The organism is Specibacter sp. NPDC078692 (assembly GCF_040686835.1).
Taxonomy (GTDB): domain Bacteria; phylum Actinomycetota; class Actinomycetes; order Actinomycetales; family Micrococcaceae; genus Specibacter.
Window position 1 is genome coordinate 74,611 of the sequence record NZ_JBFBLV010000012.1, and the last position, 22,237, is coordinate 96,847.

Below are 22,237 nucleotides of genomic sequence, written 5' to 3' on the forward strand. Positions count from 1 at the left end.
AGTGCAAAAACAGGGCCCACACCAACCGGTGTGGGCCCTGCCAATGAAACTGTGGGAAGAAGTATTACTTCTTGCCGAAGCCTGCGAAGCGAGCGTTGAAGCGCTCGACGCGGCCGGCGCTGTCCATGATGCGCTGCTTGCCCGTGTAGAACGGGTGTGACTCTGAGGAGATTTCAACGTCGATGACGGGGTAGGTGTTGCCGTCTTCCCACTCGATGGTCTTCTTGGACGTCGCGGTGGAGCGCGTCAGGAACTTGGTGCCGGAAGCCAGGTCGTTGAATACAATGGCTTCGTACTTGGGGTGGGTGTTCTGCTTCACGGTGAACCTCAGAGTGTTATTGCCTGGTTTTTGCCAGACTGATGAATGTTATGGCCACAAGGGCCAGCTAGAAACTTTACCGGTTCTGGCCCATTTCACCAAGCCCGCGCGCGCAAAGCGGCTAAGGCGCCGTCGGCATGGACATCCATATTGGTTTCGCTGGCGATCTGATACCGCAGAATCTGGCCAGAATCCACAATGAAGGTGGCCCTTTTAGTCGGAAGTGACTTTGCCAACAGGCGACGTCGGACGCCGAAGATATCGGCTACCTTTCCCTCACGGTCACTCAGGAGAGGATAAGTGAAGTGGTTTTTGGTGGCGAAATCGAGCTGTTTGGCCACCGAATCGGTGCTGATTCCGACCATGGAGGCCCCTTCAGCGGCAAATTCGGCTTGCATGTCACGAAAATGACAGGCCTCTTTGGTGCAGCCGCCGCTGCCGGCCAAGGGGTAGAAAAAAATCACCACAGGACCATTGGCACTGAGCTCGGAGAGGCTGCGAACCTGTCCGTGTTGATCCGGCAGGGAAAACTCGGCAACTTTCTCATCAATCTTCATGCTTCAACACTACTCGTGAGCAGCGGCGCTCATGCTCTTTGAGGTGCGTGGATCTGTAGCGAAGAAGGCAACCGCGCTGGCGGCAGCGACATTGAGCGAGTCCACACCGGCATACATGGGAATCATGACTGAGTGGTTTGCAGCAGCCAAAGTCTCAGTACTGAGTCCGTAACCCTCGCTGCCCAGGATGAGCGCGAGTTTTTCCTCGTTGCGGGCGGCAAGCTCATGGATAGTGAGCGAATCAGGCAAAAGGGCGAGGGCCGCCGTCGTAAATCCAGCTTCGTGGAGCAACCGGAAACCAGCGGGGCCTTCCGGCAGACGTGCCCACGGAACCTGAAAAACCGCGCCCATGCTGACGCGAATACTGCGCCGGTACAGCGGGTCACCGCAGCGCGGGCTGATCAGAACGGCATCGATGCCGAGCGCGGCAGCGCTGCGGAAGATGGCACCAATATTGGTGTGGTCGCTGATGTCTTCGAGCACGGCCACACGGCGGGCCGCGGCCAAGAGGCTGGGAATCTCCAGTGGCGCGGGGCGGTGCATGGCTGCCATGGCTCCCCGGTGCAGATTGATGCCGGTGATTTCCTCCAGCATGGCCCCGGTGCCCACGTAGGCGGGGATGTCCGGGTGAGCTTCCAGCACATCCGCTATCTCTGGCAGACGCTTCTCGGCTAGAAAGAACGAGCGCGGTCGGTGTCCGGCGGCGAGTGCGCGGCGGACTACCTTGGGGCTTTCGGCGATGTAGAGACCCTCGGCGGGTTCTCGCGTTTTACGGAGCTGCACATCGGTCAGGGAGTGGTAATCGCTGACGCGGGGATCGCTGGCAGTTTCAAGATGGATGATCATGCGGCTACCAATTTCTGGATCATGAAGAACAGTGCCACCACGCCGAGCGTGACAATGACGCTGCGCAGGACCACGGGGGAAAGTTTTCGGCCAATGCGGGACCCAATGAATCCACCCGCTAGCGAGCTGACCGCAATCAGAGCCACGATCTGCCAAATGATCTTTTCAGGAGCAAACAACAGGTATGAGATAGCAGCCACGACATTGACGCTAAGCGAGAGGAGATTCTTCACGGCGTTGGCGTTTTGCAGGGTTCCCGACATGAAAATGCCCAGAATCGCCACGAGCAACACGCCCTGAGCGGCCACAAAATACCCACCATAGACACCGGTCAGATAGACAAGCGCAACCATCGCAAGATCGTGCGTGCGGGCTGAGGGACCGGCGCCGCGCTTGGCCTGGATAGCGCGTTGGAGTCGCGGCTGGAAGATGACAAGTGTCAATGCCAACACAATCAACGCGGGCGCTACCAGGGCGAACACCGTTTCCGGCAGGTGCAGCAGTAGGTAAGCCCCGGTGATGCCACCCAGAATGGAGGCCGGCATGAGCTTGAGCAGATTCGACTTCATGCCGCGCAGCTCGCGCCGATACCCCCACGTGCCGGAGACTCCGCCGGCGATCAAGCCCATGGCGTTGCTGACAACAGCCATGACCGGAACCACGCCCAGGGCAATCAAAATAGGGAAGGTGACCAATGTGCCGGACCCAACCACAGAATTGATGGTTCCGGCCCATAAGCCGCCGAGCAGTATGAAGAAGGATTCGAGCGCGTTCACTGCCGGGGAAAGGTCCTTCGCAATATGGGGGTAGAAAAGTGCGGGCGGCGGCTTGGGGTGTGGCTGCCGCTTTGACTGCCGGTGTGACTAGTCGCGTGCCGTCGCGGTGTACCGTCCGGCGTTGCTGGTCACGGTGAGCGGCAGGCCAAAGGTCTTGCTGAGGTTTTCTTCGGTCAAGACTTCAGCCAAGGGTCCCTTGGCCACAACGCCGCCCTCGCGGAGCAACAGTGCGTGGGTGAAGCCCGGCGGGATCTCCTCGAGGTGGTGAGTGACCAGGACGGTGCTCGGCGCGAAAGGATCAGCTGCCAGTTCACTCAAGCGCTTGACGAGACCTTCACGGCCAGCCAAGTCAAGCCCTGCGCCGGGCTCATCCAGCAGTAGCAATTCGGGATCGCTCATCAGGGCGCGGGCTATCTGAACGCGTTTGCGTTCGCCGTCACTCAAGGAAGCGAAGGGGCGGTTGAAGAAGGTGGAAACTCCCCACTCTTCCAAGAGCCCAAAGGCGCGGCGTTCGTCGTCGCGCTCGTAATCCTCACGCCAACGCCCGGTGACACCGTAGGAAGCGGTGACCACCACATTGAGAACTTTTTCGTGCTCCGGGATCTGGTGAGCCAGGGCAGCCGAGGCTACACCGATCCTGGGACGCAATTCAAAAACGTCCACGGCGCCCAGCACCTCGTCGAGGATGCCTGCTACGCCACGGGTCGGATGCATACGCGCACCGGCAATCTGCAGCAAGGTGCTCTTGCCTGCGCCATTGGGGCCAAGCACCACCCAGCGCTCACCCTCGGCGACATGCCAATCGACGTTGTCCAACAATGTCTTAGTGCCGCGGACTACGCTGACACCGGCCAAACCCAAAACTTCACTCATAAGAACTGAGCCTATGACAAGAAAGGCGGCCAACGCTAACCGAAGCGGCCCCATCACCGGCCACTGAGGCAAGCGGTGCCCTTGATTGGCTAGAATGCTACTCATGCCCTCCACATTCACTGCAGTCAGCTACGGCCAAACGCTCTCTCCCACCGCCCTTGAAAAGGTACGGTCAGTCTTGATCGAACATGGCTACACGGTGGCCAGCGAACGCACGGAGAACCACCCAGGATTTGTGGCGGCAGTACTGGAATTGGGTTCACTTGATCCGAGCGGAGCCACTGATGCGCAGGCTGCAGCACGCATTGCCCGCCTCCGCGCCGCGCTGGCAGATGTTGCCCAAGACGGTGTAAGCACTGCTGTGGTCCCCGATTCGCTGCGCGAGGCACCACGTAAATTCATCATCATGGACGTTGATTCCACACTGATCCAACAAGAAGTTATTGAATTGCTGGCCGCACATGCCGGCAAGGAAGCCGAGGTGGCCGAAGTCACGGAGGCTGCCATGCGCGGAGAACTGGATTTCGCGCAGAGCCTGCACCACCGGGTGGCTACCCTGGCCGGGCTACCGGAAAGTGTGCTGGCCGATGTGGGCGCAAAAATTAAGCTTTCTGTGGGCGCCGAGCGGCTCGTGGCCGACGCCAAAGCTGCGGGACATGTGGTGTGTGCCGTCTCCGGTGGTTTCTCCCAGATCCTCGCTCCATTGGCCCAACGCCTAGGTCTGGACCACGCCATGGCCAATGATCTGGAAATTGTTGACGGGCACTTGACCGGTAAGGTCAGCGGAGCCGTCGTGGACCGCGCCGCCAAGGCCGTGCAATTGCGGTCGTGGAGCGTCGAAGCGGGCATTGGACCGGACGCCACGATGGCCATTGGGGACGGCGCAAATGATCTAGACATGATGGCCGCAGCAACCCTAGGCGTGGCCTTCAATGCCAAGCCTGCAGTCCGGGCGGTGGCCGACGCCCAGATCAACATCCCGAACCTAGATGTGGCACTGGTACTAGCCAACATCTAGGAAGCAACGAGTGGGCATCGTTATCCGTATGGCTTTCCATTCAAGGAAGCCATTTCATGCTCATTTCAAGGCGCAGGACGTACAAGCCAAACATGTCGTTGTCAGCCCTGAGCGCTACGAGCAGATGCTTGAGGCCCTAGAATGAATCGAAGAGGTGGCGGCGTTCGACGAAGCGATGGCAGAGGAGGGGCCCAATATCCCTCCAAGAGCGTCCCGTCCTCAGAGTTCACATACTCAGAAGTTCACATGGGGGACTACAGCATCACCTTCACCGTTGACGAGAACATTCTCGTCGTAGCAGAGATCCAACTTGGCCACCGCCGTAACGTCTGCGAGCACTGACTACGCCCTGACGGTTCCGCTTTGGGCCACACCAGTGACCCGAAGAGTGTTCCGCAAACGGACGCCTGAAGGCTGTGCAGACGACAACAGAAATCCGTGCCCGCGACGTGTCAAAGCCACACCGCAGCTCTCGCCGTAGTGAGCGGCGTTGTCTCTAGACGTCCAAGGGAACATCTGTTTGCACAAGATGGCTATCCATTTAGTGGACCCGGGGTGATGAGCTGTGGCCCGCCTCATCATGTGGGCACCATAATAGTGGGGTAGCTCCACATCGGACGGCGCTTGCGGGAAAAGACGGCCGTCTAATGCCGTCTTTTCCCGCAAGCGCCGTCCCTTTTGCGATGGTGGTGCCGATCCGGGCGGGCACCCACGCGTTTCCGGCCGTCCAACCTCTCAAGTCCATACGCAACGTCGAAATACCTGTCCAGACTATGACGTGCAGAACAGGGTCCACTAAATGGATAGCTACTTTATATGAAGACTCCACATTCAGCCCTCGCTACTCTGTGTAGGTCGAATACTCAGGGCGCCTTGCTCGCTTTGTTATTACTCCATCCGGAGAAGGAATATACGCTGGCGGAACTCGGGCGCAAGGTCGGCGAGCTACCGGCCACCGTCCACCGTGAAATCAGCCGGCTGGTGGACTCAGATTTGTTCAAAGATCGCCGCCAGGGAAATCGCGGCTCGTGAGTAGTCCTCGATTCACTGCTTCACAAGTGCCAGGAATACAGCATGCACTCATCTTCGGGTCATGGGCAGCCCGCCACGAGGGCCACCCAGTGGCTACTCCGAACGACATAGACGTTCTGCTGGTGGGCGAGGTTACTAGGCGCGACGCCTCGACGTCAGCGATGCAAGCGAGTCAAATAACCGGACAGGAAGTCAATATTGAGCGAGTCAGCCCCGACGCTTGGGAACGAAAGACCGACCCTTTCCTGGCGACCATTCTGAATAAGCCAATGGTTGAACTGAACATTGAAAGTGGAGAGGAATGACCATGATCGCTCGCTGGGAACAGGGCCGGGCCAGCATAGACGCCATACTGCTGGATGGAGACCTCTCGACCGTCGCGCCCAACAGAGAATGGGCGGTGACGCTCATCGATTTGGCGGAAGAACACATCAGAGCGACCGATGAGATCTTCAACTTTTCGGCGTTGACCGCTTTCAAACGTATGAGGATGCGATGCACAAAATATTCGATACAATCTTGGCCAACCAAGGCTTGCGAGGCACTGGGAAAGGCGGTCACATTGCATTGCAGATCATTCCGAGACGGATCCCCAGCGAACATGTGGTTCTCAACGCACCTCACACTTAGGTGAAAACTCTCGAAATTCAGGACTTTTCACCCACCAGTCCGGAGCCCAAACCGCAACCCAAGGCCCATAATGAAACCATGGAGAACTCAGCAATAATCATCAGCTTTCCCATCGCGGATCGCCGCACATCATTCGACTTCTACACAACAGGACTCGGTCTGAGCCCCATTGGTGAAGCTGCCGACGACGGCATCCCGGAACCATTACAGTTCCAGATCAATGACGGGGTGCGGCTCATGCTCATTCCCACTGGCGGGTTTGGCTGGGTGGTGGGAAACCGCGAGGTAGCATCCAGTAGCCAGAGCGAGACTTTTATCAGCATCACAGCAGACGGTGAACCCGGCGTCGACGATCTGATCAAGAAGGCCCAAGACGCCGGAGCCACTCCAGTCACTGCGCCTGCGCGACAGCCTTGGGGCTATGTTGGCGCTTTTGCCGATCCCGATGGGCACGTCTGGCAAGTGACCGCTGCTGCGCCGCCCAACTAAGACGCCCAACTAAGAAGCCGAACTGTGAACTAGCCAGCCCGGCCCGCCCTACTCAGGCAAGCGTGCCGAAACGGAAATCTGTTGCAAGGCCCAGGAGTTGCCGTCAGGATCACTGAAGTACGCATAGCGGACACCGCCACCCATATCGCTAATGTCGGAAACCTCCACTCCCTTGCCTCGCAGTGCCTGGCGGACAGCCTCCAGGTCATCCACCACCAGATGAAGTCCGTGGACGGCCGCGGCGGTGGGGTCACTGATGCCCACGCCAATAACAATGGAACACGCGGACCCCGGCGGAGTCAGCTGAACAACCCGCATACCGTTGCCCGGCTCCACATCGTGATCGAGGGTGAATCCCACTTGGTCAACGTAGAAGGCTTTGCTCCGATCAACATCGGTGGTGGGTAGCGGGACTAATTCCAAGCGCATATCCATCAGGACTCCTATTTTCGGCTCGGCTTGCTGCATCGCGGCAGGCCTGCAGCCTGCCTTTGAAACATACTACTTAGGAGCATGTCAGCTGAGGCGTCCGAACACCATCAGTCCCCGCGCGCGCTCGCACCACCGACCGTATTTGTGGGACAGTGAACCATGCCTACGTCTTCGCGAAAATCACTCTTCCGCACCACCGCTAAGCAGCAATCCGGCACGCCAAGCACGCCCAGAGAGCCAATCACAGCAGCAACAACAGCCGCAGCCACCACGGCAACACCCCCTCGGGCCCGGGCGCTCCTCAAGCAGGTCATCCACGTGGCCGACGCCATCCACACCATCCGTGGACGCATCGCCACCTCAACCGGCGCCGTCCCCACCGTGGTGGCCTACCCCGGCTACGGCAGTACCACCTGGGTGCGCGTTCTGGCCCGGGTGGTCCTGATGCGCACCTCCGGGACCAACACCACAGGCACGGTGCGCGGCTGGCGGGCCTTCATGAGTGTGCCCGTTCGCAGCAGCACCGTTGAGGTAGAGGTCGACGGCGTGACTCACCTCGTGCAGGCCGATGCCGGCGGGCTGGTGGATGTGGTTCTGGAATGCTCCTTGACGCCGGGCTGGCACACCATCACGCTGCGCAGCGCAGGCGCCAAACCGGCGCAGACTCGCGTTCAGATCGTCGATCCGGAGGCCACCTTCGGCATCGTCTCCGATATTGATGACACCGTCATGGTCACCGCCTTGCCCCGGCCCCTGTTGGCACTGTGGAACACGCTGGTTCTCAGCGAGCGCGCACGGACACCCACTCCGGGCATGGCCGTCATGCTGGATCGGGTCGTGGCTCAAAACCCCGGCGCACCCGTCCTGTATTTATCCACCGGCGCCTGGAATGTGGCACCGGCACTGGCCCGCTTCCTGGCCCGGAACTTATATCCCGACGGCGTCCTTCTGCTCACCGATTGGGGCCCCACCCGCCAGTACTGGTTCCGCAGCGGGCCCCAACACAAACTCCGCAACCTGGCCCGGCTTGCCCAGGAATTCCCTGGCGTCAAGTGGCTCCTGATCGGCGACGACGGCCAGCACGATCCCGCCATTTACGCCGAGTTTGCCCGGACCCATCCGCAGCAGACGGCAGCCATTGCCATCCGCCAACTGTCCCCCAGCGAGGCGCTGCTGGCCGGTGGCCATGCGCATGCTGTCGGCCACGCCCATGCTGGTTCCCACGCCCCTGACGACCCTGCCTTCAACCACGGCGAAGCACCCTGGGTTTCTGCGCCGGATGGGGCCGGCCTCGCGGAACAACTCGCAGCGCTCGGACTGCTCTAGAAGCTGCTGCCCTGCCGAACCACAGGCTACTATTCTGTTCAGTTCCACATTCCTTCACTCAGGAGACGTCATGACCGAGAACAACTCACAGCAGAACCAACGCGCCGCCGTTGTTATTAACCCGGTCAAGGCGCCTGACGAATCGTTCAAAGCGGACTTCTTCCAGCTGTGCGCCGACGCGGGTTGGGCCGAGCCACTGTGGCTGGAAACCACGGAGGAAGACCCAGGAGCTGGTCAGGCGCGGCAGGCGCTTGAGGCAGGGGTCGACGTCGTTATTGCAGCAGGCGGCGACGGCACCGTCCGCACGGTGGCCTCCGTCTTGGCCGGCACGGACATGGCCATGGGTTTGCTGCCCCTGGGCACCGGCAATTTGCTGGCCCGCAACTTGGGGATGGACGTCACCAATCCGCTCAACGCAGCTCAGAGCGTGCTGTCCGGTTCCGAAACGAAGATCGATGTGGTCAAGGCCGTGCTCGATCACAGCAAGCAGGAACAGATCTTCCTGGTCGCCGCCGGAGTTGGCTACGACGCCGCCATCATGGGCGATACCAACGATGAACTCAAGGATCGGGTGGGCTGGCTGGCCTACGTCGAAGCCGGGATTCGCAAGCTGCCGGGCAAGCCTGTCGGTGCCACCATCACCATCGACGGCCAGCACGCCATCCACCGAAAAATGCGCAGCGTCATGGTGGGCAACTGCGGGAAACTGATGGGAGACGTCCAGATTTTCCCCGACGCCCTGTTCACCGACGGCATCCTGGACCTGCTGGTGCTGGCACCGCGCGGCCGCTTTGGCTGGTTGAGCGTCGTGGCCGGTGTCTTTGGCAAGGGCACTAAGAGCAATAAGTCGGTGCAGAGCTACTCGGGCAAGAGTGCTGTCATTGAATTGGATAGTCCGCAGGAATTCGAGCTCGACGGCGATCATCTCGGCGAGGTGCGCCACCTCAAAGTCAGCGTGGAGCCACAGGCGCTGACCATCAGAATGAGCGCCCCGGCCAAGTAAACCGAGCAGAGTAAACCGACCAAGTAAGCCGAGCAAAGTAAGCAGACGTAAGCCGACGTCGGCCGACGGAAGGGAACTAACCGATGAGTTGGCGGCAAAAGTTCATTGTGGAGGAAAGGTTCGTTGCTGCCTCCACCAGGCGCGGGCTGTACCGCACCGCATTAGTTCTCATGGTGGTGGGCCTGGCGCTGTTCGCGGTGCTGGTTGTCAGCGTCATGACCCACAGCGGGCTGCAGCGCTTCGATCAGCCCGTGGCAGATTGGTTTGTCTCGCTGCGCAACGACGGGCTGACGGCCATCATGTCCGTGTTGGCTGTGGTGTTCGGGCCGACGGCGCTGCCCATCATCGTCCTGGTGGTACTGGTGGGCTGGACGCTGCTGGCCAAACACGCCTGGCGGCCCATTTTGCTGGCTTGCGGAATGATCACCGGGGTGATCTTGGCCAAGGTCTTAGCGCCCTTAGTTCAGCATCCGCGGCCTCCGGTAGACCTCATGCTGATGAGCCCGGACAGTACATTCTCATTCCCGTCCGGCCACGTCCTGGGCACAGCAGACTTCCTGCTCATACTGGCTTTTTTGATTGCGAGCCGGCGCCAAAATCAGGCTCTGACGGTGCTGCTGTTCAGCATTGCCGCCGTGGTCATTCTGGCGCAGGTGGCCAGCCGGCTGTACCTTGGCTACCACTGGATCACTGACACAGCGGCATCCATTTCTCTATCCCTTGTCATCTTAGGAGCCATCATGGCCATCGATACACAGCGGACCGTCCGCATCCGTGGGGAACATGTCCACGGCGAAAAGTCTCAGCCTCAGGTGGATGGAACATGAATGCCGCCAACGAGGCTCATCAGGCTGTCAGCAAAGCCGGAAACAGCCGGGCGCTGACCATCATGGCAAGGATCGGCTTCGCGGCCAGTGGCCTCATGCACCTGCTCATGGGCTACCTCGCCATCCAGATCGCGAACCATCAGGGCGGTGAATCGGATCAGTCCGGAGCTTTCGCGCAGATGGCGAAGTTGCCCGGCGGCATGATCCTGCTGTGGGTCGCCGTGGTGGGCCTGGCGGCACTGGCGTTGTGGCTTCTGGTCCAGGCCGCGCTGGGTATTGGTTCCTCGTCCAAAAAGCGGTGGGTGCGCAGTCTGGTTTCGCTCGGCAAGGGTGTGGCCTATGCCGCGCTGGCCTCGACAGCGCTCTCGCTGGCTCTGCGGAACCCGTCCAACTCCTCCGAAAGTGCGCAACAAACCAGCGGGACCATTCTGTCGCTGCCGGGTGGGCAGGCACTGCTCATTGTGGTGGGGCTGGTCACGGCCGGCATTGGCGGGTACTTCATCTACAAGGGCGCCACGAAGAAGTTCCACGAAGACATTGCGCTGCCATCCGGTCAGGCGAAGAAGGCCGTGGACGCGCTGGGAATGACAGGATACATTGCCAAGGGCATCGCCATTGTCACGCTCGGTGTGCTGTTCGTCATCGCCGCCGTGCAGGTGGATCCCAAGGATGCCGCGGGCCTGGACGGTGCGCTGAAGGCCCTTGCCGCACTGCCGTTTGGGGAGGCCATCTTGATCATGATCGGCGTGGGGCTGATCGCCTACGGACTCTACAGTTTTGCCCGCGCACGCCTAGCCCGGCTCTAATCGGCAGGCTCTCCAGGGAAAAGATCCACGCCCTCGAGTGCGATGGGGGCGAACCCCCAAACGCCGTCCCCACAATGTCTGGCGCATTGCTGATCAATGTGTACAGGAACTCAATCGTCATGAGTCCATGATCGGCCACCAGGCACGTGGTACTCGTGCTTGTGGTGCCCGTCGTCAAACCACGTGCGACGCCGGGAGCCCCCCTTTCGCGAGAAGGCGGGCTCCCGGCGTCGAACCTTATGAGCAAGACCTCACTCCTTGGGGAGCTGCAGATAGCTCGGGATACGTTGCTGGAAGACGTCGGGCGCCAGAGCCGCCGCGCCCGCTGGCAAGGCGCCCAGCAATGGCACGGGGAGGGAACCAAGATAGCTGCGGTTTCCCAGCTCAAGATCGGTGGGCAACTCCGGCCATGAACCAATGACCAAACCTGTCGCAGGAAGTCCGCGGTGCGCCAGGGCTTCAAGCGTCAATTGTGTGTGGTTCAAGGTCCCCAAACCGCAGCGGCAGACCAGCACTATGAGGACCTGGGCCACGTCTTTCACGCTCGCCGCCAGATCCGCGAGCGTGTGAGCTTGTTGGTCCATTTCCACCAGCAGCCCGCCGGCACCCTCAACGAGGACAACGTCATGGGAGCCTGCCAATGCGCTGATGGTGTTCACATGGTCAGTCAAGGACGGCAGACTTCGGTTTTCTCGTTCTGCTGCGGCAACTGGAGCCATGGGTGCGCTCAACCGGATGCCCTCCGCCACGGTGGAGATGCCGCCGAGCCGGCGCGCCTCGTCCATGTCGCCCGGTTCGGCGCCAGAGACGCCAGTTTGGGTGGGTTTGTATGCGGCCACGGTGGCGCCGGCTGCTGCAAAGGAAGCTGCCAGGGCCGCGGTCGTGATTGTTTTTCCAACGTCGGTATCGGTGCCGGTGATGAAAATGATGCTGGGCGAAATAGTGGTGGGCTGATTCATGGCTTCCTTACAGCGACGTTCACGGTGAGCGGTGCTTGAAAGGACAGCAAGCGCAGCCATTCAGGTTCGGGACCTGCAAGTTCCAGCCCCGGCAGGGCGCGTGCGGTTTCCTCCACTACCAACGCAGCCTCCATTTCAGCCAATTTGGCGCCCAGACAGCGGTGTAGGCCGTGCCCAAAGGCCAGCGAATACGCGGTAGGGCTGGCATCGGCAGGGTGATGGCCGCTGAGCTCGAGCAAAATCTCGGCACCGGCTGGCAGCTCAAGGCCGCCGAGCGTGGTGTTCTGCGCAACTGCCCGCCGCCACGTATGCACGGACGATTCGGTGGCCAGTACGTTAAGGACGTGCGCTGCCGCAGCGGCGGGCTCCGCCAAGTCCGCCCACGCTGGGGCGTCCGGATACGAGCCCTTTTGGATTCCTCGATACAGTGCCGTGCTGATCAGCAAGGAGGTGGTCTCCTGGCCGGCAATCACCAAAAAATAGCCCAGAGAACAGATCTCGGCTTGGCTCAGACCAGCGGCGTGCAACACCCCGAAGAGGGAATCCGTCCCACGCGCAGCATCGGCTTCACCGCGAAGCCACCCGTAGAATTCTGCGGCACTGTGGGCCAGCTGCTGTTGCCGATCGGGATCGGGCCAGCCCCAAAACAGTTCCAGGGAGTCCTGACTCCAGCGTTTCAGCAGGGAAAGCTCGGGCATCGGCTGACCTGTCAGTTCTGCCATGATGACCGGCGGAATGTGCATGGCAATCGATTCAGCCATGTCCACCATGCGATGTCCCGGAACACCACGGCTTTCGGCACCGTACTTCAGTGCGGCAGGGGCCAGTGCCGCAGCCGTCACTGCCAGCCGCTCCGCGCTCAGTTCACGGACTCGCTCGCTGATGCCCATAACCTTGGCAGGCGTAAAAAACTTGCCCACCATGGTCCGGACAGCGCGATGCTTCTCCCCCGTCGCCGAGGCCAGCACCGGGGGCAAAGCGAAGCGCGCCTTGGCCAGAATGCGCAGTGTGCCAGGCGCCATATCGACCACCGAGGTTAGGGCGTTGCTGGGGATGAAATCCTCCGTGCGCCGCATGACCTCCTTAACCAGCTGCGGGCTGCTAATGCTTGTCAAGGTCAAAACCGTGCTCCTCATGGTGCAGAACGTCAGTTAATTTTCTGGGCGCGGGACTAACCCGGGAATTCGGTACCAGCAGTGCCAGCTTGTCCGTGGCACGCTGCAGTTGTTCCGGAGTGAGGCTGGCCCGGGCGGTGAGCCTGAGCCGGGACACACCGTCGGGCACGCTGGGCGGGCGGAAGCAGCCCACCTGGATGCCCGCCGTCCGCAATTGCTCAGCTACGTGGACGGCGTGGGCGGCCGATTTCATCGGGACAGATTGCACGGCGCCCGCCGCCACAGGCACTCCACAACTGCGGGCCAGGGCGGCTGCGTTGGCTCGGACGCGGTTGCTCAGCTCAGGCTCGGCCAGCACAATCCGTGCCGCTTCACCAGCCCCGGCAGCCGCAGCCGGCGCCAAAGCAGTATCGAAAATAAACGTCCGGGCCGAGTTCACCAGGTGCTCGCGCAGGGCGGGCGAACCCAGCACAGCACCGCCCTGGGATCCCAGTGACTTGGACAGTGTGGCGGTCACCGCCACGTGCGGGGTACCAGCCAAGCCCGCCGCATGAACGGCACCCCTCCCGTCACCGACCACGCCCAAGCTGTGGGCCTCATCCACGAGCAAGAGGGCGTCGGTCTCCGCACATAACTGGGCCAGCAACGGCAGATCGGCCGCGTCGCCCAATACCGAATAGACGGATTCAACCACCACGATGGCGCGTGGTTGGGTTCGATTCTTCAGTGCCACCGAGATGGCATTGAGGTCATTGTGGGGCACGGCAATGGCCTGCGAGCGCGAGAGCCGGACGGCGTCGATGAGGGATGCGTGCACGTGGGCGTCGTGGATGATCAGGGTGCCCGGCCCGCCCAGTGCTGTCACCACACCAAGGTTTGCTGTGTACCCACTGGAGAATGCGAGCGCAGTTTGCTGCCCGGTGAGGGCGCAGAGCTGTTCTTCGAGTTTCACGTGGGCAGGGGTGGTGCCGCAAACAACGCGCGATGCTTTGGCTCCGGCGCCGAAATCCTGCAGCGCTGCCACCGAGGCGGCGATGACCCGCGGATCGCCGGAGAGTCCCAGATAGTCGTTGGAGGCTAGGTCAATGATCTCCCCAGAGGCGGCGCCGTCGGGGTTGTCAGGAGCTAGCGGGTTTACCGGACTTTCTGACTCCTCCGGCCAGAGCCGCATCGAGGCCGTGCGCACCAGGCCACGTTGCCGCCGAACCTTAGCCCGTGCCGCAAGCCACGCCTCCATGGCCGTGCTTGCACTGGTGGTTTCAGCGGGGGCGCCAGCACGTTCAGGAGTGCTGGCCATCAGCCGTGCGCCTGGGCAATGGCTGCGGTGATGCCCGCCCCAATCGTGGCCACATCCGCCGGGCTACTGATGTAGGGCGGCATCGTATAAACCAGATTGCGGAAGGGCCGCACCCAGACACCGTGTTCCAAGGCAGCACGGGTCACCGCGGGAACATTCACCGCTTCGGCAAGCTCCACCACACCGATGGCACCAAGGACCCGCACATCCCGCACGGATCCGAGGTTGGTGGCCGGAGCCAGAGCTACGGCAAGATTCTGTTCAATCCGCTGCACGTTGCTCTGCCAATCCGCGGACAGCAGCAGGTCCATGGAGGCACAAGCCACGGCGCATGCCAGCGGATTGGCCATGAAGGTGGGCCCGTGCAGGAGGGCACGCAGCGGGGAATCTGTAATAGTGCGCGCCACGCGGGCAGAGCACAGCATGGCCGCCAAGGTCAGGTAGCCGCCGCTGAGTGCCTTGCCCACGCACATAATGTCCGGGACGATCCCGGCCCACTCCGAGGCAAAGAGCTTGCCGGTCCGGCCAAAACCTGTTGCAATTTCATCCACGATCAGCAGCAGTCCGTGATCGTCAGCTACGCGGCGGGCGGCGGCAAGGCACTGGGGTGCGTAAAAGTGCATGCCGCCGGCGCCTTGCACCACGGGTTCAACCATGATGGCGGCCAGCTCGTCACGGTGGCGGGCGACGGTTTCCTCCAGCGCAGTGATCCACCCAGCCACTTCGGCAGGGTCGGCAAGCAGTTCTCCATCTATGAGCCGGGCGGCAGGTGGCCGCGGCAGGAAATGGTGTTTAGCTACCAGCGAGGGGAAGGCTGCGTGCATGCCGTCGACGGGATCGCACACGCTCATGGCCGCGAACGTGTCGCCGTGGTAGCCGCCGCGCAGTGCCAGGAATTGTGTGCGTTGAGGGCGGCCGCGGCCCAGTTGGTACTGGATGGCGAGTTTGAGCGCCACTTCCACGGAGACCGAGCCGGAGTCGGCAAAGAACACGTGGTCAAGACCATCCGGGATCATTGCGATGAGCCGTTCGGCAAGTTCCACGGCGGGCTGGTGTGTGAGCCCGCCGAACATGACGTGGCTGAACTTCCCGGCTTGCTCCTGCAGTGCCTGATCCAAGACCGGGTTGCGGTAGCCATGGATCATGGACCACCACGAGCTCATGGCGTCGATGGCCTCAAATTCTCTGCCATCGGCAGCTCCAAGGCTCAGCCTTACCCCGTTGCCGGCATGGACGGCATAAGGTGCGTCCCCATCCAGCGGCGCATACGGGTGCCAGAGCAGTCCTCTGTCCCTGGCAATCAGCGATCGCATCCCGGGATCCGCACCAGGCACAACCTTCACAGCGGTTGCTGCGGCGATCGTGGCAGCCTCAAGCATTGGGCGCCACGGCCGTCCCGGCCCCGCGCCGGCGGATGGTGACGGGACTGACCACGGAGGTTCCGGCGTCGAACGCTTCTTGACGGTTCAGCTCAGGGCGGGCCACGTCAGGGAGGCCCGCAACTTGGAGAGCGGACGTCTTGGCACCCAGCACGACGAAGCCGTTGTCGGCGATCATGGCCAGATCGTCGGCCCCGGATTGGCCCTCACTGGTGAGATAGTCGCCGAGGAAGAGCGAGTTGGCCACATGGAGGGCCAGGGGTTGGAGCGTGCGCAGGTGCATTTCGCGCCCGCCGGCCATGCGTAATTCGGTGTCGGGGCAGGCGAAGCGAACCATGGCGAGGATGCGCAGGCAGTGGGCGGGGGTGAGCAGCCAGGTGCCTTCCAGCGGGGTGCCGTCGAAGGGCATGAGGAAGTTGACGGGGATGGATTCGCTGCCCAGGGCGCGGAGGGCGAAGACTGCGTCGATGAGGTCATTGTTGCTCTCTCCCATGCCCACGATCAGTCCCGAGCACGGCGAGAGGCCGGCGTCCTTGGCATGTTCCACGGTTTGCACGCGTTCGGCGAAGGTGTGGGTGGAGCAGATGTCGGCGTAGTTTTCTTCGCTGGTGTTCAGGTTGTGGTTGTAGGCGTCGGCCCCGGAGGCCTTCAGACGCTGGGCTTGGCCGTCTTTGAGGATGCCGAGGCAGGCGCATACCTCCACGGCGGGGTACTGCTCCTTGAGGTTGCCCACCATCCCGGCCACGCGGTCCACGTCGCGGTCGCTGGGGCCCTTGCCGCTGGCGACGAGGCAGACCCGGGAGGCACCGGCGCGGATGCCGGTGGCCGCCTGAGCGAGGGCATCTTCGGGTTTGAGCCAGGTGTATTTCAGGATTTGGGCAGCTGATCCAAGGCGTTGGGAGCAGTAGGTGCAGTCTTCAGGGCAGAGCCCGGATTTGAGGTTGACCAGGTAGTTCACTTTGACCGTGTTGGCGAAGTGGGCACGTCGCAGCCGGGCGGCGGCCGCGACCAGATCGAGCAGCTGATCATCGGTGGATTCCAGGATGGCGAGGGCTTGATCGCGGGTCAAGGTGGCACCGTCGAGTTGGCGATCGGCGAGGTCTGTAAAGTAATTGAACACCGTTCAATAGTGGGGTGAGCTGTGGACATTGTCAATCACGGGCCCTGCTGATGGGGCAAGATGGAGGGGTGCTGCGGTGGCATGGGATTCTGGAAAGGGTGGGGCCAAGATGGCGTTGACGCGTGAGGCAATCGTGGAGACAGCCATGGAAATCCTGCGTGAGTATGGCCTAGCTGACTTGTCCATGCGCCGCTTGGCCCGTGATCTAGGGGTGCAGCCGGGCGCACTGTATTGGCATGTGAAAAACAAGCAGGAACTGCTCACCGTGCTCGCCGGACTGATCCTGGCACCCGTAGCAGCTCAGTCACCGGATAGCCTTCGCGAGCTGGCGGTGCGTGTTCGGGAAACGCTGCTGACGGTGCGGGACAGCGCCGAGGTGGTGGCACTGGCACACGCCCTGGATCCACGTTCCACGGCCCCGCTACAACAGTTTGGCGCACTGCTGGAAGGCGAAAAGCTCGCCGCGGATCAAGCCGAGTGGGCCGCCGAGGCGCTGCTTTCCTACGTTTTGGGTTCGGTGACCGATGAACAGACCCGGACCGGATTGACGGGCGCAGGATTGCTGGCTGATACGGAACGGGATGCTGGCAAAATATTCACCTTCGGGCTGGATCTCATGCTGAGCGGGCTGGCAGCTAGCTGAACCACGCTGGGCCAATCCGAACCACTCAGAACCAATCCGCGGCTGGGCTTCGAGCGGGACGTGGTAGCTTTGCTCTTGGACACTGCACGGGGTGCCGCATTGCGGCTGAGAGCTAGACCCGTCGAACCTGATCTCGATAATCCGAGCGAAGGGATGCCGGTCCGGAATCAAGGACGAGAACGCCGTTTTTTGGTGTATATCTCGTAATTTTGTGCATCCTTTCGCGCTTCTGAAAGGTGCACACATGCTCATCAAAGACCAGATTGTTCTCATCACCGGCGCCGGTCGCGGGCTCGGCGTGGAGATTGCCCGCTCCTTTTACCGTGAAGGCGCCCGGGTGGTGTTGAACTACCGCAACAGTGAAGCCGGGGCCCAGCAACTGGCCACCGAAATCGGCCCCGATCAAGCCATTGCGCTGCGTGCCGATGTCACCAAGAGCGATGACGTGGCAGCCATGGTCAGCGCCGCCACCGAGCATTTCGGCGCACCCATCACCACCCTGATCAACAACGCCCTCCCGGACTTTTCCTTCAACGGAGACGCCAGGCCCAAGGCCAATGAGATTGGCTTTGCAGATTTCCAGGCCCAGTTCGCTGGAGTGGTGGGCGGGGCGCTGAACACCATCCAAGCCGTGCTGCCTGGGCTCAAGGAAGCCGGCTTCGGTGCCATTGTGAACATCGGCACCAACCTTTTTCAGAATCCGGTGGTCCCCTACCACGACTACACCGCGGCCAAGGCGGCTTTGCTGGCGTTGACCAGGACGTTCGCGGCCGATCTGGGACCGGCAAACATCCGCGTCAACATGGTCTCCGGAGGTCTGCTGCGCAGCACAGACGCTTCCTCGGCTACCCCCGAGCAGGTCTTTGACTTGATCGCCGGCGGGACACCGCTGCGCAAGGTCACCACCCCTGCCGAATTTGCTGACGCGGCCCTGTTCTTTGCTTCGCCGTGGGCACGGGCTATCACGGGACAAAATCTGGTGGTCGACGGCGGACTAGTGATGAATTAGGAGAGAGTGAAATTGGGGACGGACACCATGGAAAAGACACGAGAATTACACATCAACGCCTTCTTGTTTGGCACCGGACACCACACCATGGGCTGGCGGCATCCAGCATCCAGTGCCGATAGGGTCGGCAGCATTGCCTACTTCGAGGAGCTGGCCCAGCTGGCCGAAAGCGGCTTCCTTGACGCCGTGTTCTTTGCCGACGGGCACAGCGTGAACCGCCGGTATTCAGCAGGCGTTCCGGGGCTTCTTGAACCGATTACGGCGTTGAGCGCCATGGCCCGGGCCACCCACCACATCGGGCTGGTCACCACCGTGTCCGCCAGTTTTTACACGCCGTTCCACGCTGCGCGGATGCTGGCCTCGCTGGATCACATCAGTGGCGGCCGGGCGGGGGCCAATATCGTCACGTCCATGTTTGATGCTGAGGCCCAGAATCACTCAATGGCCGCACTTCCGCCCCATGCCGAGCGGTATGAGCGCGCCGACGAGTTTGTCCGGGTTCTCAAGCAGCTCTGGGATTCGTGGTCTGATGGTGCACTCCCCCGGGACCGGGACAGCGGGACGTTCATCGATCCCGAGCACATTCGCCCCATCAATCATCAGGGCAAGCATTTCTCGGTGGCAGGTCCACTGAATGTTCCGCGCCCTCCCCAAGGCCGGCCTGTGCTGTTTCAGGCAGGATCTTCGGAATCCGGGCGGGACTTCGCCGCCCGCTGTGCCGAGGCCATTTATTCGGTGGCATGGGACAAGGAATCAGCGCTCGAGTTCGCTGCAGACATGAAAATGCGGCTGAATGAAGCAGGGCGCGGCGGCACGGGAGTTCCCATTTTGCCCGGCTTGGTCACCTATATCGGGGCAACTCAGACCCAGGCGCTGGAGAAGAAACGGGCCCTCGATGCGTACTTGGATATTGACGCAGCCATTGCGCAACTGGGCGTCTTCACGGGTCAGGATTACCGCACCCATGGACTTGATGAGCGGGTGGCGCCGCTACCGCCTGCTGAATTGTTCACAGGTCCGCAAGGGCGTTACCTGACGGTGCAGCGCATCATTGAGACGAAGCACCCAACGTTGCGGGAACTGCTGGGTTTCCTGGCTGCAGGCGGTGGCCATGCCACCATGATTGGCACGCCCACCGAGGTTGCGGATGAAATTCAGGAGTGGTTTGAGTCCGGCGCCTGCGACGGCTTCAACCTCATGTGCCCCGCCTATCCGCAATCGCTGACGGATTTCGTGGAGCTGGTGGTGCCCATCTTGCAGGAGCGCAGCCTCTTCCGGACCGCTTATCCAGGCAGCACCCTGCGTGAAACCTTGGGCCTTGCGCGCCCACCAGTCTGAGTAACCTCGCCTTTTTCACGTACGACGCCGGGAGCCCACCTTCCAGCGAAAGGTGGGCTCCCGGCGTCGAACCTTATGAGAAAGAAGAGTCAGAGGGCAGCTGACTCCAATTCGGTGGTGTCCTTGCGGGGCCGCGATTTGGCGGCATTGGTCAGCAGGGACGCGAGAGCCACCACGACCAAAACCAGGATCATGGCGCCGCGCAGGCCGAACTCCTCGCCGAGGAAACCGAGCAAGGGCGGTCCTACCAAGAAGGCAACGTAACCGGCGGTGGCCACGGCGGCCACGGCGGAGGTGGGGTCAGGGCTGTCGGCCGCGGCGGACAAGGTCACGGGGAAGCCCAAGGAGGCGCCCACGCCCCAGAGCAACACTGCGGCGCCGGCGATGATCGGGTTGTCGGCGAAGACCACCAGCGCAATACCTGCGGCGGAGATCAGTGTGCTGGCGCGCAGGACGGTGGCGTTGCCGAACCGTTTCAGCAGCGGGGCGCCGAGGAACCGGCCAATGGTCATGGCGGCCGCGAAGCCGGCGAAAATTACGGAGCCGAGGGTGGGCGTGAGGCCGTGTCCGTCCACCATGAGCAGGGGTAGCCAGTCCATGGCGGATCCTTCGGCGAGCGCCAGGGCGAGGATGATCAGCCCGAGCATGAGGATGCGGGGTTCGCGCCAGGCGTCGAGCCAGGATGTGCGGGGTTGCTGCATTTTTTCGTCGCGCGGGAGGCGGCTGACGCGGCCAGTTTCCGCCGAGATGAAGCGGGTCAAGGTAGCCAAGACGGCGGCACCGAGCAAGGCCACTAGGACCAATTGCCAGGTGACGGAGAAGTTGATGGCTGTCAGCAGGATGCCCACTACCGCACCAATCACGGTTCCCAGACTGAAGCAACCGTGGAGGGCGGGCATGACCGATTTCCCGGACAGTGTTTCCTGTGCCGCGCCTTCAATGTTGATGGCGATTTCCGAGACGCCAATGCCGAAGCCCACCAGTGCCAGTCCGGCGAAAACTCCGGCATGGTTGGACGCCCCCGCGAAGATGCCGATCATGGCGATGCCGATGATGAAGTTGGCTCCGCCCACCATTGCCGTGAATCGTACGCCGCGGCGGCGCACTACGGAGGCTGAGGAAAGCACACCGCTCATGGAACCTACGGAGAGGCCCAACAGCACCAGACCCATCTCGGCGGTGGAGGCGTCCAGAAGATCTCGCACGGCCGGAGTCCGGACCACCCACGATGACATGCCGATACCGAACGTCAGCATGAAAGCGAAAATGGCAAGACGGCGCCGGGAGAAATCCGAGGGGGTTTTGGTCATGGTTACGATCCTATGCGGTCAGGGCATGCGGGGGCGGGGTTGCTTCGTGCCGGACTCCCCTGTCGAGCCACCTGGACCTACCTCGCCCTCACACTGCGTCGAGTATCACTGGTTCCCATACATGCAAAGTCCCCGAAGACTGAGAAGATTTAAGGGCAGCTTTTACCAATGGAGAACCCGTGAACACCTTGATCCAAAAATTCCTTGCCCTCTTTTCCGCTCCCAAGCCGTTGCCAGCAGAGGCGAGCGAAACTCGCATCGCGCTGAGCGGCATGCCTCTGGCCAGCCCCGAATACTTGCGAGAGTTTGCCCACCGCATCGGACTTGAAGTGGACGATCTCTCCCCTGCGGAGCAGACCGAGTTGAAGGCTCGTTTGGATCGTTCCATGGACTTCAGGGAGGAAAACTATGCCTTCCTTTATCACGAGGTTTACCAGCTGGGACATGGATATTCACTGGAGGACGCCAGCCGCGTCAGCGCCCAGATCAACAAGATCTCCTCGGAATCAGCCGCTAGGGCATTTCTGGATTACCGCGAAAACGCCGTTGCTGCCGAAGCCTTGATGGCAGCCGGTTCTCTCCTTAAGGAGGAGGGCGATACGGCCGCGGCAGAACGATTGTTCATGTTGGCTAACGCTCGCCGTCATCGCAGCTCACTGTTGGAGGTCAACCTGGCAGACACCTCAGCCACGGATTCTCCGGAAGAACCCGCAGAAGTGGTCGAGGCACCCAAAACGGCAGCCCTCGCCATTGTCGATAACACGTCCGACGACGAAGCCCACGGCACGGCCACCGACGCTACCGACGGCGAGGAACAAGCCACTGAGACGGAGAATTCAGGGCTTGAAGGGCTCATGCATGCTCCTGTTACAGAGAAGAAGAGCGCTAAATAGTCCACGGGTCATGGTATCCGGCCAAAGGTTTCAAAGGCATGTTGGACGATGAGCTCGCAGGCCGGCTGTTGTCCCGTTTTATGCTCCTGGTAGGCGACAGAGTCAGCCACCACACGGACACCGAGGATTCCGGCCTTGAGGGCTCCGGCTTCTCCCCCCTTCGTTTGTCCAACAGACATCGCTGCGTTCACACAACTCATCGAGCAGCTGCGCTCCAGAGGGGCAACCAGCGGAACCGTG

Annotated in this window: 25 protein-coding genes and 1 riboswitch; of the genes, 12 read left to right on the plus strand and 13 right to left on the minus strand. The window is 61.6% G+C overall.

Translation table 11 applies throughout. From position 1 onward, the window contains the following. Positions 1–64: 64 nt before the first annotated feature. The 5 genes from AB0O97_RS10475 to AB0O97_RS10495 form a co-directional block, all read right to left on the minus strand. Positions 65–319 (minus strand): type B 50S ribosomal protein L31, encoded by a 255-nt coding sequence (locus AB0O97_RS10475; protein WP_110106206.1) that lies wholly within the window; start codon positions 317–319, stop codon positions 65–67. A gap of 95 nt (positions 320–414) precedes the next feature. Beyond that, on the minus strand, positions 415–876 hold the full coding sequence (locus AB0O97_RS10480; RefSeq protein WP_363882247.1) for a peroxiredoxin: 462 nt from the start codon (positions 874–876) through the stop codon (positions 415–417). 9 nt (positions 877–885) lie between these two features. Beyond that, a complete protein-coding gene (locus AB0O97_RS10485) occupies positions 886–1,722 on the minus strand; it encodes an RNA methyltransferase (RefSeq protein WP_363882249.1) in 837 nt (278 codons plus the stop codon). Then, positions 1,719–2,498 carry a sulfite exporter TauE/SafE family protein gene (locus tag AB0O97_RS10490; protein ID WP_363882251.1) on the minus strand — a complete coding sequence of 260 codons (780 nt, stop codon included), beginning with the start codon at positions 2,496–2,498 and terminating at the stop codon, positions 1,719–1,721. The genes AB0O97_RS10485 and AB0O97_RS10490 overlap by 4 nt, the downstream gene beginning before the upstream one ends. A gap of 87 nt (positions 2,499–2,585) precedes the next feature. Continuing rightward, positions 2,586–3,371, minus strand: a complete 786-nt coding sequence (locus tag AB0O97_RS10495; RefSeq protein WP_363882253.1) for an ABC transporter ATP-binding protein — start codon at positions 3,369–3,371, stop codon at positions 2,586–2,588. Between the two features lie 103 nt (positions 3,372–3,474). Between AB0O97_RS10495 and serB the strand changes: the two genes are divergently transcribed. From serB to AB0O97_RS10515, 4 genes are all read left to right on the plus strand, one after another. Continuing rightward, positions 3,475–4,389: a phosphoserine phosphatase SerB gene (gene serB, locus AB0O97_RS10500; protein WP_363882255.1), complete on the plus strand. Its 915-nt coding sequence runs from the start codon at positions 3,475–3,477 to the stop codon at positions 4,387–4,389. A 10-nt stretch (positions 4,390–4,399) separates the two neighbouring features. Continuing rightward, the gene (locus AB0O97_RS10505; RefSeq protein WP_363882257.1) at positions 4,400–4,534 is read left to right on the plus strand and encodes a hypothetical protein; all 135 of its coding nucleotides are present in this window, start codon (positions 4,400–4,402) and stop codon (positions 4,532–4,534) included. Positions 4,535–5,205: 671 nt separating this feature from the next. Beyond that, entirely contained in the window at positions 5,206–5,421 is a 216-nt protein-coding gene (locus tag AB0O97_RS10510; RefSeq protein WP_363882259.1) for a hypothetical protein, read from the plus strand. Positions 5,422–6,129: 708 nt separating this feature from the next. After that, the gene (locus tag AB0O97_RS10515; protein ID WP_363882261.1) at positions 6,130–6,540 is read left to right on the plus strand and encodes a VOC family protein; all 411 of its coding nucleotides are present in this window, start codon (positions 6,130–6,132) and stop codon (positions 6,538–6,540) included. 48 nt (positions 6,541–6,588) lie between these two features. Here AB0O97_RS10515 and AB0O97_RS10520 read toward each other — a convergent pair whose 3' ends face one another. Next, positions 6,589–6,975, minus strand: coding sequence for a VOC family protein (locus AB0O97_RS10520; RefSeq protein WP_363882263.1), 387 nt, complete (start codon positions 6,973–6,975; stop codon positions 6,589–6,591). A gap of 156 nt (positions 6,976–7,131) precedes the next feature. On the opposite strand from AB0O97_RS10520, the gene AB0O97_RS10525 reads away from it, so the two are divergent. The 4 genes from AB0O97_RS10525 to AB0O97_RS10540 all read left to right on the plus strand — a co-directional run bounded on the left by AB0O97_RS10525 (position 7,132) and on the right by AB0O97_RS10540 (position 10,934). After that, the gene (locus AB0O97_RS10525) at positions 7,132–8,298 is read left to right on the plus strand and encodes a phosphatase domain-containing protein (RefSeq protein ID WP_363882265.1); all 1,167 of its coding nucleotides are present in this window, start codon (positions 7,132–7,134) and stop codon (positions 8,296–8,298) included. A 70-nt stretch (positions 8,299–8,368) separates the two neighbouring features. Next, the gene (locus AB0O97_RS10530; protein WP_363882267.1) at positions 8,369–9,301 is read left to right on the plus strand and encodes a diacylglycerol kinase family protein; all 933 of its coding nucleotides are present in this window, start codon (positions 8,369–8,371) and stop codon (positions 9,299–9,301) included. A gap of 83 nt (positions 9,302–9,384) precedes the next feature. Next, positions 9,385–10,128 (plus strand): phosphatase PAP2 family protein, encoded by a 744-nt coding sequence (locus tag AB0O97_RS10535; RefSeq protein WP_363837721.1) that lies wholly within the window; start codon positions 9,385–9,387, stop codon positions 10,126–10,128. Then, positions 10,125–10,934 carry a DUF1206 domain-containing protein gene (locus AB0O97_RS10540; protein WP_363882268.1) on the plus strand — a complete coding sequence of 270 codons (810 nt, stop codon included), beginning with the start codon at positions 10,125–10,127 and terminating at the stop codon, positions 10,932–10,934. Before AB0O97_RS10535 ends, AB0O97_RS10540 begins: the two co-directional genes overlap by 4 nt. Before the next feature lie 251 nt (positions 10,935–11,185). Here the strand turns inward: AB0O97_RS10540 and bioD are convergent, their stop codons facing one another. Genes bioD through bioB form a run of 5 tightly spaced genes read right to left on the minus strand, consistent with a single transcriptional unit; the run spans position 11,186 to position 16,804 of the window. Further along, positions 11,186–11,893, minus strand: coding sequence for a dethiobiotin synthase (gene bioD, locus AB0O97_RS10545; protein ID WP_363837727.1), 708 nt, complete (start codon positions 11,891–11,893; stop codon positions 11,186–11,188). Next, positions 11,890–13,008: a cytochrome P450 gene (locus AB0O97_RS10550; protein WP_363882270.1), complete on the minus strand. Its 1,119-nt coding sequence runs from the start codon at positions 13,006–13,008 to the stop codon at positions 11,890–11,892. The genes bioD and AB0O97_RS10550 overlap by 4 nt, the downstream gene beginning before the upstream one ends. After that, positions 12,995–14,305, minus strand: coding sequence for an 8-amino-7-oxononanoate synthase (locus tag AB0O97_RS10555; RefSeq protein ID WP_363882272.1), 1,311 nt, complete (start codon positions 14,303–14,305; stop codon positions 12,995–12,997). Before AB0O97_RS10555 ends, AB0O97_RS10550 begins: the two co-directional genes overlap by 14 nt. Beyond that, positions 14,305–15,618, minus strand: coding sequence for an adenosylmethionine--8-amino-7-oxononanoate transaminase (bioA, locus tag AB0O97_RS10560; RefSeq protein WP_363882306.1), 1,314 nt, complete (start codon positions 15,616–15,618; stop codon positions 14,305–14,307). The genes AB0O97_RS10555 and bioA overlap by 1 nt, the downstream gene beginning before the upstream one ends. Positions 15,619–15,676: 58 nt before the next feature. Further along, complete coding sequence (bioB, locus tag AB0O97_RS10565; RefSeq protein ID WP_363882274.1) at positions 15,677–16,804, minus strand: biotin synthase BioB; 1,128 nt, start codon at positions 16,802–16,804, stop codon at positions 15,677–15,679. Positions 16,805–16,880: 76 nt separating this feature from the next. On the opposite strand from bioB, the gene AB0O97_RS10570 reads away from it, so the two are divergent. The 3 genes from AB0O97_RS10570 to AB0O97_RS10580 all read left to right on the plus strand — a co-directional run bounded on the left by AB0O97_RS10570 (position 16,881) and on the right by AB0O97_RS10580 (position 19,794). After that, positions 16,881–17,447 carry a TetR family transcriptional regulator gene (locus AB0O97_RS10570; protein ID WP_363837738.1) on the plus strand — a complete coding sequence of 189 codons (567 nt, stop codon included), beginning with the start codon at positions 16,881–16,883 and terminating at the stop codon, positions 17,445–17,447. A gap of 77 nt (positions 17,448–17,524) precedes the next feature. Further along, positions 17,525–17,618, plus strand: a riboswitch (TPP riboswitch). A gap of 73 nt (positions 17,619–17,691) precedes the next feature. Beyond that, positions 17,692–18,456, plus strand: coding sequence for a 3-oxoacyl-ACP reductase (locus AB0O97_RS10575; RefSeq protein WP_363882275.1), 765 nt, complete (start codon positions 17,692–17,694; stop codon positions 18,454–18,456). A 27-nt stretch (positions 18,457–18,483) separates the two neighbouring features. After that, positions 18,484–19,794 (plus strand): LLM class flavin-dependent oxidoreductase, encoded by a 1,311-nt coding sequence (locus AB0O97_RS10580; protein WP_363882277.1) that lies wholly within the window; start codon positions 18,484–18,486, stop codon positions 19,792–19,794. A gap of 89 nt (positions 19,795–19,883) precedes the next feature. On the opposite strand, the gene AB0O97_RS10585 is transcribed toward AB0O97_RS10580, so the two are convergent. Then, positions 19,884–21,104, minus strand: a complete 1,221-nt coding sequence (locus tag AB0O97_RS10585; RefSeq protein ID WP_363882279.1) for an MFS transporter — start codon at positions 21,102–21,104, stop codon at positions 19,884–19,886. Between the two features lie 179 nt (positions 21,105–21,283). Here AB0O97_RS10585 and AB0O97_RS10590 point away from each other — a divergent pair, with 179 nt between their 5' ends. Continuing rightward, complete coding sequence (locus AB0O97_RS10590; protein ID WP_363882281.1) at positions 21,284–21,997, plus strand: hypothetical protein; 714 nt, start codon at positions 21,284–21,286, stop codon at positions 21,995–21,997. An 8-nt stretch (positions 21,998–22,005) separates the two neighbouring features. Here AB0O97_RS10590 and AB0O97_RS10595 read toward each other — a convergent pair whose 3' ends face one another. Further along, the gene (locus AB0O97_RS10595; RefSeq protein WP_363882283.1) at positions 22,006–22,176 is read right to left on the minus strand and encodes a hypothetical protein; all 171 of its coding nucleotides are present in this window, start codon (positions 22,174–22,176) and stop codon (positions 22,006–22,008) included. Between the last annotated feature and the right edge of the window lie 61 nt (positions 22,177–22,237).

What these genes read in the sequence shown, in the direction of transcription:
- AB0O97_RS10480 (WP_363882247.1), bottom strand. Translation starts at nt 876, where the DNA reads ATGAAGATTGATGAGAAAGTTGCCGAGTTTTCCCTGCCGGATCAACAC.
- AB0O97_RS10520 (WP_363882263.1), bottom strand. Translation starts at nt 6,975, where the DNA reads ATGGATATGCGCTTGGAATTAGTCCCGCTACCCACCACCGATGTTGAT.
- AB0O97_RS10595 (WP_363882283.1), bottom strand. Translation starts at nt 22,176, where the DNA reads ATGTCTGTTGGACAAACGAAGGGGGGAGAAGCCGGAGCCCTCAAGGCC.
- AB0O97_RS10575 (WP_363882275.1), top strand. Translation starts at nt 17,692, where the DNA reads ATGCTCATCAAAGACCAGATTGTTCTCATCACCGGCGCCGGTCGCGGG.
- AB0O97_RS10580 (WP_363882277.1), top strand. Translation starts at nt 18,484, where the DNA reads ATGGAAAAGACACGAGAATTACACATCAACGCCTTCTTGTTTGGCACC.
- AB0O97_RS10530 (WP_363882267.1), top strand. Translation starts at nt 8,369, where the DNA reads ATGACCGAGAACAACTCACAGCAGAACCAACGCGCCGCCGTTGTTATT.
- AB0O97_RS10510 (WP_363882259.1), top strand. Translation starts at nt 5,206, where the DNA reads ATGAAGACTCCACATTCAGCCCTCGCTACTCTGTGTAGGTCGAATACT.
- AB0O97_RS10485 (WP_363882249.1), bottom strand. Translation starts at nt 1,722, where the DNA reads ATGATCATCCATCTTGAAACTGCCAGCGATCCCCGCGTCAGCGATTAC.
- AB0O97_RS10525 (WP_363882265.1), top strand. Translation starts at nt 7,132, where the DNA reads ATGCCTACGTCTTCGCGAAAATCACTCTTCCGCACCACCGCTAAGCAG.
- bioD (WP_363837727.1), bottom strand. Translation starts at nt 11,893, where the DNA reads ATGAATCAGCCCACCACTATTTCGCCCAGCATCATTTTCATCACCGGC.
- AB0O97_RS10585 (WP_363882279.1), bottom strand. Translation starts at nt 21,104, where the DNA reads ATGACCAAAACCCCCTCGGATTTCTCCCGGCGCCGTCTTGCCATTTTC.
- AB0O97_RS10495 (WP_363882253.1), bottom strand. Translation starts at nt 3,371, where the DNA reads ATGAGTGAAGTTTTGGGTTTGGCCGGTGTCAGCGTAGTCCGCGGCACT.
- serB (WP_363882255.1), top strand. Translation starts at nt 3,475, where the DNA reads ATGCCCTCCACATTCACTGCAGTCAGCTACGGCCAAACGCTCTCTCCC.
- AB0O97_RS10535 (WP_363837721.1), top strand. Translation starts at nt 9,385, where the DNA reads ATGAGTTGGCGGCAAAAGTTCATTGTGGAGGAAAGGTTCGTTGCTGCC.
- AB0O97_RS10555 (WP_363882272.1), bottom strand. Translation starts at nt 14,305, where the DNA reads ATGGCCAGCACTCCTGAACGTGCTGGCGCCCCCGCTGAAACCACCAGT.
- AB0O97_RS10515 (WP_363882261.1), top strand. Translation starts at nt 6,130, where the DNA reads ATGGAGAACTCAGCAATAATCATCAGCTTTCCCATCGCGGATCGCCGC.
- AB0O97_RS10540 (WP_363882268.1), top strand. Translation starts at nt 10,125, where the DNA reads ATGAATGCCGCCAACGAGGCTCATCAGGCTGTCAGCAAAGCCGGAAAC.
- bioA (WP_363882306.1), bottom strand. Translation starts at nt 15,618, where the DNA reads ATGCGATCGCTGATTGCCAGGGACAGAGGACTGCTCTGGCACCCGTAT.